This is a genomic window from Ralstonia sp. NFACC01, assembly GCF_900115545.1.
GTDB lineage: Bacteria > Pseudomonadota > Gammaproteobacteria > Burkholderiales > Burkholderiaceae > Ralstonia > Ralstonia mojiangensis.
Window position 1 is genome coordinate 523348 of the sequence record NZ_FOWV01000005.1, and the last position, 14822, is coordinate 538169.

At 63.7% G+C, this 14822-nt stretch carries 15 protein-coding genes and 1 tRNA gene; 11 read left to right on the forward strand and 5 right to left on the reverse strand.

All coding sequences use genetic code 11. The annotated features are described in order from the left end of the window. Window positions 1–125: 125 nt before the first annotated feature. The gene (gene ppa / locus BM136_RS15985) at window positions 126–653 is read left to right on the forward strand and encodes an inorganic diphosphatase (RefSeq protein WP_024975070.1); all 528 of its coding nucleotides are present in this window, start codon (window positions 126–128) and stop codon (window positions 651–653) included. A 290-nt stretch (window positions 654–943) separates the two neighbouring features. Beyond that, window positions 944–1135 (forward strand): hypothetical protein, encoded by a 192-nt coding sequence (locus BM136_RS15990; protein WP_092972963.1) that lies wholly within the window; start codon window positions 944–946, stop codon window positions 1133–1135. A gap of 64 nt (window positions 1136–1199) precedes the next feature. Here the strand turns inward: BM136_RS15990 and BM136_RS15995 are convergent, their stop codons facing one another. After that, window positions 1200–2432, reverse strand: a complete 1233-nt coding sequence (locus BM136_RS15995) for a GNAT family N-acetyltransferase (protein WP_092972965.1) — start codon at window positions 2430–2432, stop codon at window positions 1200–1202. Between the two features lie 55 nt (window positions 2433–2487). On the opposite strand from BM136_RS15995, the gene BM136_RS16000 reads away from it, so the two are divergent. From BM136_RS16000 to BM136_RS16010, 3 genes are read left to right on the forward strand one after another with little or no spacing between them, the layout of a single operon-like run. After that, entirely contained in the window at window positions 2488–4125 is a 1638-nt protein-coding gene (locus BM136_RS16000) for an NAD+ synthase (RefSeq protein WP_092973033.1), read from the forward strand. 9 nt (window positions 4126–4134) lie between these two features. After that, a complete protein-coding gene (locus BM136_RS16005) occupies window positions 4135–4761 on the forward strand; it encodes a class I SAM-dependent methyltransferase (protein WP_092972967.1) in 627 nt (208 codons plus the stop codon). A gap of 14 nt (window positions 4762–4775) precedes the next feature. Beyond that, window positions 4776–5114, forward strand: coding sequence for a P-II family nitrogen regulator (locus BM136_RS16010; RefSeq protein ID WP_004631293.1), 339 nt, complete (start codon window positions 4776–4778; stop codon window positions 5112–5114). Between the two features lie 43 nt (window positions 5115–5157). Here BM136_RS16010 and BM136_RS16015 read toward each other — a convergent pair whose 3' ends face one another. From BM136_RS16015 to trxB, 3 genes are all read right to left on the reverse strand, one after another. Beyond that, window positions 5158–5781 (reverse strand): trimeric intracellular cation channel family protein, encoded by a 624-nt coding sequence (locus BM136_RS16015; protein ID WP_092972969.1) that lies wholly within the window; start codon window positions 5779–5781, stop codon window positions 5158–5160. Between the two features lie 46 nt (window positions 5782–5827). Continuing rightward, window positions 5828–6493 carry a Smr/MutS family protein gene (locus BM136_RS16020; RefSeq protein ID WP_092972971.1) on the reverse strand — a complete coding sequence of 222 codons (666 nt, stop codon included), beginning with the start codon at window positions 6491–6493 and terminating at the stop codon, window positions 5828–5830. 130 nt (window positions 6494–6623) lie between these two features. Further along, window positions 6624–7580, reverse strand: coding sequence for a thioredoxin-disulfide reductase (trxB, locus tag BM136_RS16025; RefSeq protein WP_024975077.1), 957 nt, complete (start codon window positions 7578–7580; stop codon window positions 6624–6626). Window positions 7581–7790: 210 nt separating this feature from the next. On the opposite strand from trxB, the gene BM136_RS16030 reads away from it, so the two are divergent. The 6 genes from BM136_RS16030 (at window position 7791) to BM136_RS16055 (ending at window position 14337) form a co-directional block, all read left to right on the forward strand. After that, a complete protein-coding gene (locus BM136_RS16030) occupies window positions 7791–10136 on the forward strand; it encodes a DNA translocase FtsK (protein WP_092972973.1) in 2346 nt (781 codons plus the stop codon). 119 nt (window positions 10137–10255) lie between these two features. Next, the gene (gene lolA, locus BM136_RS16035; protein ID WP_092972975.1) at window positions 10256–10903 is read left to right on the forward strand and encodes an outer membrane lipoprotein chaperone LolA; all 648 of its coding nucleotides are present in this window, start codon (window positions 10256–10258) and stop codon (window positions 10901–10903) included. A gap of 35 nt (window positions 10904–10938) precedes the next feature. Continuing rightward, window positions 10939–11364, forward strand: a complete 426-nt coding sequence (locus tag BM136_RS16040; RefSeq protein WP_092972977.1) for a hypothetical protein — start codon at window positions 10939–10941, stop codon at window positions 11362–11364. A gap of 99 nt (window positions 11365–11463) precedes the next feature. Further along, window positions 11464–12771: a replication-associated recombination protein A gene (locus tag BM136_RS16045; protein WP_092973035.1), complete on the forward strand. Its 1308-nt coding sequence runs from the start codon at window positions 11464–11466 to the stop codon at window positions 12769–12771. Between the two features lie 80 nt (window positions 12772–12851). Continuing rightward, on the forward strand, window positions 12852–14168 hold the full coding sequence (gene serS / locus BM136_RS16050; RefSeq protein ID WP_092972979.1) for a serine--tRNA ligase: 1317 nt from the start codon (window positions 12852–12854) through the stop codon (window positions 14166–14168). Window positions 14169–14247: 79 nt separating this feature from the next. Then, window positions 14248–14337: transfer RNA gene (locus BM136_RS16055), tRNA-Ser, on the forward strand. Window positions 14338–14526: 189 nt separating this feature from the next. Here the strand turns inward: BM136_RS16055 and BM136_RS16060 are convergent. After that, on the reverse strand, window positions 14527–14822 hold a 296-nt coding region (locus tag BM136_RS16060; RefSeq protein WP_139219373.1), incomplete at its 5' end, for an IS3 family transposase.

A 14822-nucleotide genomic window follows, 5' to 3' on the forward strand; every position in this document is an offset into this window, starting at 1 on the left:
CTGCGGGGCGGGTAGAGCAAGCGGCCTGGTATGAGGGGCTATAATGCCCGCCGACAGTTTTTCACGCTTCTTTCTAACCATTTGCGTCGCGTTTTTACGCACTTCGCGCATTCCGGAGCATTTCCATGAGCTTCAACAACGTCTCGCCGGGCAAGGACATCCCCAACGACTTCAACGTCATCATCGAGATCCCGGCGCAGAGCGACCCGGTCAAGTACGAAGCCGACAAGGAAACCGGGCTGCTGTTCGTGGACCGCTTCGTTGGCACCGGCATGCGCTATCCGGCCAACTACGGCTTCATCCCGCAGACGCTCTCGGGCGACGGTGACCCGGTCGACGTGCTGGTCGTCACGCCGTTCCCGCTCATCCACGGCTGCGTGGTGCGCTGCCGTGCTCTGGGCATGCTGAAGATGACGGACGAATCCGGCGTGGATGCCAAGCTGGTTGCCGTGCCTGTCAACAAGCTGAGCCCGGCCACGGCTCATATGACCGACCTGTCGGACATCGGCCAGAACCTGCTGGATCAGATCAAGCACTTCTTCGAGCACTACAAGGCGCTGGAAGCCGGCAAGTGGGTCAAGGTCGAAGGCTGGGGCGGCATTGAAGAAGCCCACAAGGAAATCGCCGACGGCGTTGCCAACTATAAGAAGTAAGCAATTTCAGGATTTTGCCGTACGGCATGTCTGACAAATCCCGGCCTCCGGATGGAGCGCCGGGATTTTTTCTTTGCGGACAGGTCATCAGCGTCATGCGCGCGGATTTGTCGACACGCGTCAGAACGCCATCTGCTCTGTTGTATGCGTTTTATGATGTTTTTCATGAATTCCGCATACTTACCGCCCGGTAGTTCTGCTACACAGAGATTTAAGAAACGCTCATTTGCCCACCGGAAACGACCCCTCTAGACTCCCCGTCAAGTTTGACTCCACCCCTTGGTACTGCGATGTTGAACAAGACCGTTGTCGTTCCCGTGCTTTCCGCTGTGGCCATGGCTGCATTCACCGTGTGGGCGCTGCTGGTGGGGCCGCCGGACGCAGCTCACGCTGGCGAGCGTGCCGTCGCATCGACCGCCATGGCCGTCGATTCGAGCGCCGCACACTGCGTGATCGCCCAGCAGAAGCCTCCCGCGCACTAAGCTTCACCCCCGCGTCCGCCGGTCGTGCGGACGCTGTCTTTCCCGCCTCCGCTGCTTCCCCCTGCTAATCCGATTCGGGTCGTTGCCTGAACGGCGAGCGCTCTGTCAGTTCGTCGAGATACGCTTCCATGCCGGCCGTTTCCCGATCGAGAAACCTGCCTACCGCATCGGCAAATGCCGGGTGCGCGAGCCAGTGTGCCGACAGCGTCGCAACGGGCTCGAAGCCGCGGGCCATCTTGTGTTCGCCTTGCGCGCCGCCTTCGAACGTGCGGATGCCCTGCGTGATGCAGTACGTCAGCGGCTGGTAATACGCCGTCTCAAAGTGCAGGCATGGATGATGCTCGATCGCGCCCCAGTATCGGCCGTACATCACGGACGCTTCAGGCCGCGTGTCGATGACCAGCAGCGCGCTGGCGATGTCGTTGCCCTCGCGCGAGGCGATCACCAGCAGCAGGTTTTCCGGCATCGTCTGGCCGATCTGGCGGAAGAACTCCAGGTTCAGATACGGCGACGAATGATGCTCGCGGTAGGTGGTGCGATAGCAGCGGTGGAAGAAGCGCCAGTCCGCGTCCGTCGCCGCTGCGCCGCGCACGTGGCGGAAGGTGATGCCAGCGTCGTGCACGCGGCGGCGCTCGGCGCGGATATTCTTGCGCTTCTTCTGTTCCAGCGCGGCCAGAAAGTCGTCGAAGCTGGCAAAGCCCGGATTGCACCAGTGGAATTGCACCCCTTGCCGCAGCAGCATGCCGGCCGCACGCATTTGTTCGGCCTCGCCGGCGGTGGGAAAGAGCACATGCAGCGAGGACAACTCGCTCTGCCGCGCAACCGCCAGCAACGTGTCGACAAGTGCTGCGCGCGAAACGGCATCCCGCGCCAGCAACCGCGAGCCCTGCACCGGCGTAAAAGGGATAGCCGACAGCCATTTCGGGTAGTACTCGAGCCCGTGCTGGGCGTACGCATTGGCCCATGCCCAGTCGAAGACGTACTCGCCATAGGAGTGGCCCTTCACATACAGCGGTACGGCCGCAGCGAGCACTTCGCCATCGGGGCCGTCTTCCCACAGCGTCAGGTATTGCGGCGTCCAGCCGGTGTCGGGAGATGCGCTGCCGCTCTCATGCAGGGCGTGCAGGAAATCGAAGCGTAGGAAGGGCGTCGCCTCGGGCTGCAGGGCGAGCAGGGCGTCCCACGCCTCGCGGCCGATGTCGCGCAGATCGGTCACAAGTCGCGTGCGATAATCGGCCAATTCGTGTCGCGAACCAGCGCGCGCTTGGGGCTCGGGAACAAGGGGGCGAGAGGTCATGCCGCCGATTCTAATTCCAGCTTCGGATGCCGCGCTTGCAATCCACATTGCCCCCATGACCGTCTCTGTCGCTCTCGCCCAGATCAACTGCACCGTCGGCGATTTCGCCGGCAATGCTGCCCGCATCGTCGCCGCCGCGCGCGAAGCGCACCAGGCTGGTGCGCGCATTCTGCTTACGCCGGAACTGTCGCTCACCGGCTATCCGCCCGAAGATCTGTTGCTGCGCCCGGCCTTTATTGATGCCAGCGCGCGCGCGCTCGACGCGCTTATTGCCGAGCTGGCGGCCTTCCCGGGTTTGCACGTCCTGATCGGGCACCCGCAACTCTCGCTGGAAGCCCCGGCGCCCGGCCTGTTGCCCAAGCCCACGAACAGCGCCACAGTGGCCGCGGACGGCCGCGTGGTCGGCCGGTACAACAAGCTGGAGCTGCCCAACAACGAAGTCTTTGATGAGAAGCGCTACTTCCAGCCCGGTACCGAGCCCTTCGTGTTCGAGGTGGACGGCACGCGCTTCGGCGTGATCATCTGCGAAGACGCCTGGTATGCCACCGCGACGGCTTACGCCAAGGCGGCCGGCGCGCAGGTGGTGCTGATCCCCAACGCCTCGCCGTATCACCTCGACAAGGAAGACCTGCGTGAGCGGATCATCGGTGACCGCGTGAAGGAATCGGGCTTGCCGCATGTGTATGCGAACCTGGTCGGCGGGCAGGATGAGCTCGTGTTCGATGGTGGCTCGTTCGTGCTCGATGCCGAAGGCAACGTTGTCGTGCGGATGGGGCAGTTTGTCGAGGGTGTCGGCTACGTGCAGTTCGACGGTGGACGCGCGCTGCCGGGCGCGATCGTGCCGGAGCCTTCGCTGGAAGCCCAGGTGTACGAGGCGCTCAAGCTGGGTGTGCGCGATTACCTCGGCAAGAACGGCTTCCCGGGCGCGATCATCGGCTTGTCGGGCGGTGTCGACTCAGCATTGGTGCTGGCGATTGCCGTCGACGCGCTGGGCGCGGATCGCGTGCGCGCAGTGATGATGCCCTCGCGTTACACGGCCGACATTTCGTGGGTGGACGCCCGCGACATGGCGGCCCGCCTGGGCGTGCAGTACGACGAAATCGCCATCAGCCCGATGTTCGACGCATTCAAGGGCGCGTTGGCGGAGGAGTTCCGCGGGCTGCCGGAAGATGCGACGGAAGAAAACATCCAGGCGCGCATTCGCGGCACGTTGCTGATGGCGTTGTCCAACAAGAGCGGCCGCATCGTGCTGACGACCGGCAACAAGAGCGAAATGGCGGTCGGCTACTGCACGTTGTACGGTGACATGGCCGGTGGTTTTGCCGTCATCAAGGACATCTTCAAGACGTTGGTATACCGGCTGTGCCGCTATCGCAATACGTTGTCGGAAGTGATTCCCGAGCGCATCCTGACCCGCGCGCCGTCGGCCGAGCTGCGTGAAAACCAGACTGATCAGGACAGCCTGCCCGAATACGATGCGCTCGACGCCATCGTGCAGCGCTACATGGAGCAGAACCAGCCGGTGGCTGACATCATTGCTGCAGGGTTTGCCGAGGCCGATGTGCAGAAGATCGTGCGTCTTATCAAGATCAACGAATACAAGCGGCGTCAGGCGCCAGTGGGCATTCGCGTGACGCAGCGTGCGTTCGGGCGCGACTGGCGGTATCCGATTACGTCGCGCTTCAAAGAGTAAGCCGCCGCCATGCTCGACTACTACGCCAAGCGCGCCCCCGAATACGAGCGCATCTATACGAAGCCTGAGCGGCAGGGCGATCTGGCGTGGTTGAAGGCGCGTGTGCGCGAGCTGACGCGCGGCGCGCGGGTGCTGGATTTGGCGTGCGGCACCGGTTTCTGGACCGAAGCGATGACGGACGCGCGCAGCGTTGTCGGCGCGGATTTCAACGACACCGTGCTGCGCATCGCGCGCGACAAGGGCATCCCCGGAGCATCGTTTGTGCGTGCCGACAATGACGCGCTGCCGTTCGCGCCGGGCACATTCGACGTGATGACGGCAGGCTGCTGGTGGTCGCATGTGCCGCTGCAGGACTTGCGCCAGCACGTCGAAGGTCTGCACCGCGCGCTCGGGCCCGGCGTGCGTATCCTGTGGTTCGATAACCAGTATGTGTTCGGCTCAAGCACGCCCATCGCCTACAACGACGAACATGGCAATACGTGGCAGCGCCGCCCCCTGCGCGACGGCAGTGAGCACGATGTGCTGAAGAACTTTCCGGACGATCCGACGCTGCTGCAAACGGTGGCCGGCATCGCCCAGGATGTGCGCATTAACCGGCTCCAGTATTATTGGACGCTTGAATACTTCACCAACTAATGAGCGAGACACCCATGAAACAGATCACCGCCATCATCAAGCCCTTCAAACTGGACGAAGTGCGCGAGTCGCTCGCCGACGTGGGGGTGACCGGCCTGACCGTCACCGAGGTCAAGGGTTTTGGCCGCCAGAAGGGCCACACCGAGCTGTATCGCGGTGCGGAATACGTGGTCGACTTCCTGCCGAAGATCAAGATCGAGGTGGTGGTGGCCGAGAGCCAGGTCGAGAACGTGATCGACACCATCGTCAAGGCCGCCAAGACGGGCAAGATCGGCGACGGCAAGATCTTCGTGATGCCGGTGGAGCAGGTGATCCGCATCCGCACCGGCGAGAAGGACGAAGCAGCGGTCTGAAGCCGTTGTCTGCGGCCGGCGCGCTCGCGCCGGTCAGCGCTGATCAACGCGGCAGGGTGATGTTCCAGCGCAGCGTTGCCAGCCGCCCGATCACGATCGCCAGCGTGGCGATCACCACGGACACGCTCGGCAGCAAGTCCGTGTGCGTTAGCCCGACGTAAAGGAAGCACCCGAGAAACGCGCACGTTGCGTACGGGTGATTGTCCCGCAGCAGCATGGGCACTTCATTACAGACCACATCGCGCAGCAGGCCGCCAAAGGCCGACGTGATCACGCCCATCATCACCGATACGAAGATCGGCACGCCCGCATCGAGCGCCAGTTGCGTGCCGAGCACGCCAAAGAGCCCCATGCCGATGGCGTCGGCCACGATCAGCACGCGATCGGACACCAGTTGGCTCACCAGCCGGATCACCCAGTTGGCGAACAGGCTCATTACGAACAGCGCGAGCAGGTATTGCTCGTGCTCGATCCAGTAGAAGGGCCGTCGATCCAGGAGCAGATCGCGCAGCGTGCCGCCGCCGAACGCGGTCAGGAACGCGACGATGAACGCGCCCACGGCATCGAGCCGACGCCGTTTGGCCTCCGCCAGCCCTGAGATGGCAAATGAGAAGACCGCGAGGATCTCCACCCAGTGCATCACCAGCTGCAGGCGGGTCACGTGCATATGCGTGTTGTTCTTGTGGTGAGGGGGCGGATGGGAGGATTGCGCGTCAGGAGCCGTGTGGCTGGCGCAGCAGCACCAGCACCGCGCCAGCGCCCCCGGCCGTGTTGCGCGGCTCGACAAAAGCGATCACTTCTTCCTTCTGCACCAGCCACGAGCGCACCTTGCCCTTGAGCACGGGCGTTTTGTCGGGCGAGCCTAGGCCTTTTCCGTGGACCACGCGCACGCAGCGGATGCCACGCTGCACGGCACGGCGCAGGAAGGCAGCCAGTGCCTCGCGGGCTTCTTCGCGGCGCATGCCGTGCAGGTCAATCTGGTCTTGCGTGGCCCACTCGCCGCGGCGCAGTTTCTTGAGCACGTCGTCGCCAATGCCGGGGCGACGGTAGGAAAGCGTGTCGTCGGTTTCCAGCAAGTTGTCTACGTCGAATTCATCCGACAGCGAATCGCGCAGCACGGTTTGCTCTTCGGCACGCGAATGCACGGGGTCGGGCGCGGGCGGATTGCGCGGATGCTCGACGCGCTTGTTCTGGCGCAGCGCGTTTACCTCGCCGATGCTGGCACGAAACACGTTGGCTTCTTCTGCGGCCTTGCGTGCGGCGGCTTCGGCGCGCTGGCGTTCGGCTTCGCGTGCTTCTGTCTCGTGCTTGAGCTGGTCACGCAGGCTGGCCAAGTCGGTCAGGCTGAGCTTGTTGGCGGGGGAGGGGGCGCGTTTCATGGTGAAGGGCAGGCGAGCACATCGAGGTGGAGCGTGTGTCGATTATACGAAGGTGCCGCACATGGCAAAACGGCCGATGGTCACCCATCGGCCGTGTTGTTTGCGCCCGGAAGCTCCGGCGCGATGACGCTTATTCCAGGCTTTCCAGGTAGCGCTGGGCGTCCAGCGCAGCCATGCAGCCCGTCCCGGCGCTGGTGATGGCCTGGCGGTAGATGTGGTCCTGCACGTCGCCCGCGGCGAACACGCCCGGGATGTTGGTGGCGGTGGCCATACCGTCCAGGCCGCTCTTCGTGCGAATGTAGCCCGTGTCGTTCATGTCGAGCTGGCCGCGGAAGATGTCGGTGTTCGGCTTGTGGCCGATGGCGATGAACACGCCCGCTACCTTGAGCTCTTCGGTCTTGCCTTCGTTCTCGTTCGTGCCTTTCAGGCGGGCGCCCGTTACGCCGGAGTCATCGCCGAGGATCTCGTCAAGCACCATGTTGGTCTTGATCTCGATCTTGCCTTTCTTCTCCTGCTCATGCAGGCGGTCGATCAGGATCGGCTCGGCGCGGAACTTGTCGCGGCGGTGGATGAGCGTGACCTTGCTCGCGATGTTGGCCAGATACAGCGCCTCTTCCACGGCGGTGTTGCCGCCGCCCACCACGGCCACTTCCTGGCCCTTGTAGAAGAAGCCGTCGCACGTGGCGCAGGCAGACACGCCGCGGCCCGCGAAGGCTTCTTCCGACGGCAGGCCCAGATATTGGGCCGAAGCGCCGGTGGAGACGATCAGCGCATCGCAGGTGTATTCACCCGAATCGCCCACGAGGCGGATCGGCTTTTCATTCAGATGCGCGGTGTGGATGTGGTCGAACAGCACTTCGGTCTTGAAACGCTCGGCGTGCTCCAGGAAGCGCTGCATCAACTCGGGGCCTTGCAGGTGCTCCTTGTCAGCCGGCCAGTTTTCCACGTCGGTGGTGGTCATGAGCTGGCCGCCCTGCGCCAGACCGGTGACCAGCACGGGGTTCAGGTTGGCCCGGGCAGCGTAAATCGCGGCCGTGTAGCCGGCGGGGCCGGAGCCAAGGATCAGCACTTTTGCGTGTTTTGCCATGATGCGTTCTGTGTGTGCGCGGCACGAGGGGTGGAGCGCCGCCGTGCAGGCTAGGTGAGGGTGATGGGCGCCATTATAAAGTGGCACCCCCTCGTCCGCCCGGTTGTAAATTCCAATGGCGATGATAGGGCCGCGTTACAATCCTCGGCATCGTATTTGTGCTGTCCCAAGCCGCGCGGCCTTGCCCAAGCGGCGCACCCGTCTCCCCGCATGGCTCGAGCTTCCACCACTCCGACAACCCGTACCGATCCCTCCGCACTGCCGTCCCGCATTGGCCGGCTGCTGGGGGAGGTCCGCTGGTTCCTGTTGCTGGCGGTGACCATCGCCTTCCTGATCATTCTTCTGTCATACAACCGGGCCGACCCCGGTTTCACCCACGCCAGCCAGGTCGACGAAATCCGCAATCTGGGCGGCCGCGTGGGCGCGTGGCTGGCCGATCTGCTGCTGTTTGTCTTTGGCGCGTCCGCCTACTGGTGGGCGGTGCTGCTGGTGCGCAGGGTCTGGCGCGGCTGGCGCGAGCTGATGTCGGACGAGCGCCTGCCGCGCACCTCCATGCCGCGCGTTGATGCCAGTGTCACGTGGATCGGCTTTGCACTCATCCTGGCTTCCAGCATGGGTCTGGAAGCCATCCGCATGTACTCGCTGCACATGAAGCTGCCGCGTGCGCCGGGCGGCGTGCTGGGCGACGTGATCGGCGGGGCGATGCAGCATTCGCTGGGCTTTACCGGCGGCACGCTGGCGCTGCTGTTCACGTTCCTGGTCGGGCTGTCGCTGTTCTTCCATTTTTCGTGGCTGAATCTGGCCGAGCAGATTGGCGCGGGCGTCGAGATGCTGTTTGTCGGCTTCAAGACGCGCCGCGAGAGCAAGCAGGACCGGGCCATTGGCGAGGCCGCCAAGGTCGAGCGCGAGGAGGTGGTCGAAACCCGCCGTGTGCGTATTGAAGAATCGCCGCCTGTGCAGATCGTGCGCCCGACCGCCGTGGTCAAGAGCGAGCGCGTGGAGCGCGAGAAGCAGCAGCCGCTGTTTGTCGACATTCACGATTCCGACCTGCCGCCGCTCGCGCTGCTCGATCCGATTCCGCCGGTTGTGGAAACCGTGAGCGCCGAGACGCTGGAATTCACCTCGCGCCTGATCGAGAAGAAGCTGAAGGACTTCGGCGTGGAAGTGCAGGTGGTGGCGGCCTATCCGGGGCCGGTCATCACGCGTTACGAAATCGAGCCCGCCACGGGCGTGAAGGGCAGCCAGATCGTCAACCTCGCCAAGGACCTGGCGCGTTCGCTGTCGCTGGTGTCCATCCGCGTGGTGGAGACGATTCCGGGCAAAAACTGCATGGGTCTGGAGCTGCCGAACCCGAAGCGCCAGGCCGTGCGCCTGTCGGAGATTCTCGGCTCGCAGGTCTACAACGAGAGCGCATCGCAGTTGACGCTGGCGCTGGGCAAGGACATCGCCGGCAAGCCGGTGGTGGCAGATCTGGCCAAGATGCCGCACTGCATGGTGGCGGGCACCACGGGTTCCGGTAAGTCGGTCGGCATCAACGCGATGATCCTGTCGTTGCTGTACAAGGCGAAGGCCGACGCGGTACGCCTGATCCTGATTGACCCGAAGATGCTGGAGCTGAGCATCTACGAAGGCATTCCGCACCTGCTGTGCCCGGTCGTGACCGACATGCGCCAGGCTGGCCACGCGTTGAACTGGGCCGTGGGCGAGATGGAACGCCGCTACAAGCTCATGAGCAAGATGGGCGTGCGGAACCTGGCGGGCTTCAACAAGAAGATCGAAGAAGCCGCCGCGCGTGAAGAGAAGATTCCCAACCCGTTCAGCCTGACGCCTGACGCGCCGGAGCCGCTCGACAAGCTGCCGATGATCGTTATCGTGATCGACGAGCTGGCAGACCTGATGATGGTGGTCGGCAAGAAGGTCGAAGAGCTGATCGCGCGGATTGCGCAGAAGGCGCGTGCGGCTGGCATCCACCTGGTGCTGGCGACGCAGCGTCCGTCGGTGGATGTGATCACGGGCCTGATCAAGGCCAACGTGCCGACGCGGATTGCGTTCCAAGTCAGCAGCAAGATCGACTCGCGCACCATCCTTGACCAGCAGGGCGCCGAAGCGCTGCTGGGCATGGGCGACATGCTGTATCTGGCGCCGGGCACCGGCTTGCCAGTGCGCGTGCACGGCGCGTTCGTGTCGGACGAGGAAGTCCACCGCATCGTCGATAACCTCAAGGCCCAGGGCGAGCCGAACTACATCGAAGGCATTCTCGAAGGCGGTGTGGCCGATGGCGAGGGCAGCGGCGATGGCTTTGGTGGCGGCGCGGGCCTTGTGGGTGCCGGCGGCGGCGAGGCCGATCCGCTGTACGACCAAGCTGTCGACGTGGTGCTCAAGAACCGCCGCGCGTCGATCTCGCTGGTGCAGCGTCACCTGCGCATCGGTTACAACCGCGCCGCGCGCCTGCTCGAAGACATGGAAAAGGCGGGACTTGTGTCCGCCATGTCCGGCAACGGCAACCGCGAAATCCTGGCGCCCAATCGCAACGGCAACGTCGTCGAAGAGGAATGACGCTGCCTGCATGGCGCGCGTATTTGCCCGCATTTGCAGTTACATCGCGTTACCTCGCGGGCGGAATGTTCGGGCGTGGCCGGCCACTAATAACAAGATCAACTGAAACCGGGATTCCTATGTTTGTGTTGAAAGCACGTCACCTGATGGCCGCCGGGCTGGTCTCGCTGGCGGCGTGGTCTGCCGGCGCCTATGCGGGCGCCGTCGAGCAGCTCAACGCCTTCGTGAGCAACGTCAGCACCGCGCGCGGCGAGTTCGTCCAGCGACAAGTGAAGGGCGGCACCAACGGCAGCCCGTTGCGCGTGGCCGGTACCTCCAGCGGCGATTTCGTTTTCTCGCGCCCGGGCCGCTTCGTCTGGCGCTATGTGAAGCCTTACGAACAGCAGCTCTCGGCCGATGGCCAGACGCTCTACATCTTCGACAAGGACCTGAACCAGATCACGGAGCGCAAGCTCGATGCGTCGCTGGGCTCCAGCCCGGCCGCCATCCTGTTCGGCAGCAACGATCTGGCCAAGAACTTCACGCTCAAGGAAGGCGGGGCCAAAGACGGCATCGACTGGGCCGAACTCACCCCCAAGGCAAAGGACACCCAGTTTGAACGCATCGCCATCGGTTTTCGCAGCGGCGAGCTGCAGGGGATGGAGTTGCGCGACGCCTTCGGGAACACCACCTTGCTGACGTTCTCGAACATCCAGAAGAATCCGCAACTGCCGGCCAACGTGTTCCGCTTTACGCCGCCCAAAGGGGCCGACGTAATCAAGCAATGACGCGTGCAGGCCGGTTTTCGACAAGGAGACCGACCATGCCTTTGCCGTTCACCACGTCGCTGCACCGAGCGGCCGCTCTTGCTGTCGCAGCGTCAGCGGCAGCCGTCTTTACGGGATGCGCTTCCACCGGGGCGTCCCGTTTTGACGTTGATTCCTTCCTCACCGCGCCCGACACCGTGCTCGCCGAAGCCTTGGTCAACAAGGATTTTCTGCACGCGACCGAGCTGCCTGGCGCCGAGTGCAGCGCATTGGTGAAAGGCCACGCCGGGCAGGTTGTGCCGATCCAGGCGCCGGTTGATCCGCGTCTGCCCGAGGCTTCCGCGCGTCAGCCGTTCGTGATTCAGCCGCCGGCCAGCGAGAACGTCTGGTTGCTGCTCCGCGCGGCCAACGGCACGCAGTCGTGTCATGGGCCGCTGCCGGCCAAGGCGTTCATGGGGCTCGTGCAGCGCGCGTCAAACTGACCGCGCGTCGCGCGAAGGGGCGCCGGGGTTGCGCCCGGTTTCTGCGACAATCCCCGGATGAACGCTTCCGCATCCCTCTTCCCGGACGCGCCCGCCCACATGCCGCTGGCCGAGCGCCTTCGCCCGCATTCTGTCGACGAAGTGATCGGCCAGCAGCATCTGCTGGGGCCGGGCAAGCCGCTGCGCGTGGCCTTCGCTTCTGGCGAGCCGCATTCGATGATCCTCTGGGGCCCGCCCGGCGTTGGTAAAACGACGCTGGCCCGATTGATGGCCAATGCGTTCGATGCGGAATTCATCGCGCTGTCGGCGGTGCTCTCCGGCGTCAAGGACATCCGGGAGGCCGTCGAGCGCGCAGAGCAATTTCGCGCCAATGGCCGCCGCACGCTCGTGTTCGTCGACGAAGTTCATCGCTTCAACAAAAGCCAGCAAGACGCATTTCTGCCGCACGTGGAAAGCGGGCTGTTCACCTTTATCGGCGCGACGACGGAAAACCCCTCGTTCGAAGTGAACGGCGCATTGCTGTCGCGTGCCGCGGTGTACGTGCTCAAGAGCCTGTCGGATGACGAGCTGAAGCAGCTTGCCGAACGCGCACGCCAAGAGCTGGGCGGGCTGGAGTGGAAGCCCGCCGCAGTCGACGCCATCGTCGCCTCCGCCGATGGCGATGGCCGCAAGTTGCTCAACAACATTGAAATCGTCACCCGCGCCGCGCGTTCGCAGGCTGAGGGCGATACCGTTCCCGTGGTCGACGAGGCGCTGTTGGCATCGGCGTTGTCGGAAAACCTGCGCCGCTTCGATAAGGGCGGGGACGCGTTCTACGATCAGATCAGCGCACTGCATAAATCCGTGCGCGGTTCCGATCCCGACGGCGCGCTGTACTGGTTCTGCCGCATGCTCGACGGGGGCGCCGACCCGCGCTATCTCGCGCGCCGCATTGTCCGCATGGCGTGGGAAGACATTGGGCTGGCCGACCCGCGTGCCGGACGCATCACGCTGGATGCAGCGGAAACGTACGAGCGCTTGGGGTCGCCGGAAGGCGAGCTGGCGTTGGCCCAAGCCGTGATCTACCTCGCCATCGCGCCCAAGTCGAATGCCGGCTACAACGCGTACAACGCAGCGCGCGCCTTCGTCAGCCAGGACAAGTCGCGCAACGTGCCCGTGCATCTGCGCAATGCGCCGACCAAGCTGATGAAAGAACTTGGCTACGGCCACGCCTATCGCTACGCGCATGACGAGCCCGAGGCCTACGCCGCTGGCGAAACCTACTTCCCCGACGATCTGCCCGCGCAGAACTGGTACGTGCCAACGCCACGCGGCCTGGAAGGCAAGATTGGCGAGAAACTGCGGCACCTGCGCGAGCTGGATGCGCAGTGGCATGCCGAGCGGGACAAATCCTCTCGCAACAAATAATCCCCCGGGCCGGTGCGATAAAATCGGCCTTTTCGATCGTTCAGATCGCTCGCAATCTTCGGTTTCCTTTTTTTCCCACCATGCTTGATATCCAACTGCTGCGCAAAGACATCGACGCCGTCGCCACGCGCCTCAAAGATCGCGGCTACGTGCTCGACGTGGCCGGCTTTGCCGCGCTCGAAGCGGAACGCAAGGCCATCCAGACCCGCACGGAAGAGTTGCAGGCACGCCGCAACAGCCTGTCCAAGCAGATCGGCATGCTCAAGGGCAAGGGCGAGGATGCATCGGGCGTGATGGCTGAGGTGTCGGGTATCGGTGACGAGCTGAAGGCGTCTGCCGCGCAACTCGACGTGGTGCAGGCCAAGGTGCAGGAGTTGATGCTGTCGATCCCGAACCTGCCGCACGAAAGCGTGCCGGCCGGCCGCGACGAAACGCAGAACGTGGAAGTGCGCCGCGAAGGCACGCCGCGTACGTTCGACTTCCCCGTCAAGGATCACGTGGACCTGGGCGCCGCGCTGGGGCTGGATTTCGATGCGGGCGCCAAGCTGTCGGGCGCGCGATTCACCGTCCTGAAAGGGCAGGTGGCGCGTCTGCATCGCGCACTCGCGCAATTCATGCTCGACACGCACACGCTGGAGCACGGCTACACCGAGGCTTACGTGCCGTACATCGTCAACGCCGCGTCGATGCGTGGCACAGGCCAGTTGCCGAAGTTTGAGGAAGACCTGTTCCGCGTGCCGCGCAAGATGGGGCACAGCGCAGAAGAGGAAGGCGGTGAGCGCGTCGAAAACTTCTACCTGATCCCGACTGCCGAAGTGCCGCTCACAAACCTCGTGCGCGATGAGATCGTTGCCGCCGATGCGCTGCCGATGATGTTTGCTGCGCATTCGCCGTGCTTCCGTTCCGAAGCGGGGTCGTACGGCAAGGACACGCGCGGCATGATCCGCCAGCACCAGTTCGACAAGGTTGAGATGGTGCAGATCGTGCATCCCGAGACCTCAGCCGCCGCGCTCGACGCCATGACCAACTGCGCAGAGAACATCCTGCGCAAGCTCGAACTGCCGTTCCGCACCGTCGTGCTGTGCACGGGCGACATGGGCTTCGGCAGCACCAAGACGTACGACATTGAGGTGTGGATCCCGGCGCAGAACACGTACCGCGAGATCAGCTCCTGCTCGAACATGGGCGACTTCCAGGCGCGTCGCATGCAGGCGCGCTTCCGCAACGCGCAGGGCAAGCCGGAACTGGTGCACACGCTCAACGGCTCGGGCCTCGCCGTGGGCCGTACCCTGGTCGCCGTGCTGGAGAACTACCAGAACGCGGATGGCTCGGTCACGGTGCCCACGGTGCTCCGTCCGTATCTGGGCGGCCAGGAAGTGCTGAAACCGGCAGTTTGATGCGTTGCGCAGACCCCCTTGATCGGGTCGGAAAAGTTTTGCTATACTCGCGGTTTCGCGATTCAGCGACCCAGTTACCGGAGAGGTGGCAGAGTGGTCGAATGTACCTGACTCGAAATCAGGCGTACCGGCGACGGTACCGTGGGTTCGAATCCCACCCTCTCCGCCAGCAGTAGCAAAAGCCCCTTGGTTTTACGACCAAGGGGCTTTTTGTTGGTCCACGTGATAAGTGTCACAGAATGGTGCCTCATTCTGGCGGATTACCACCGTGCGCCTGTCTTCGCACCCTTGCCAAATCACGCCACGGCGTCTTTTACTTCCGGTGGACCTTTCGCACAGGTGAATCGCCCCGACTTTCCTAGACACCCGCGAGCTGTTGGGAATGGCGTTGTTCGAACTCTACCGGTGATAGACCGTTGGCGCTCGAATGTCGCCGAGTTGGGTTGTAAAACATCTCGATGTAGTTGAAGACATCGGACTTGGCCTCCTGCCGGGTGGCATAGATCTGCCGGCGCACCCGCTCGCGTTTGAGTAACTGGAAGAAGCTCTCCGCCACTGCGTTGTCGTGGCAGTTGCCGCGCCGGCTCATGCTGCACAGCAGGTTGTGCTCGCGCAGGAAGCTTTGCCAGGTGTGGCCGGTGAACTGGCACCCCT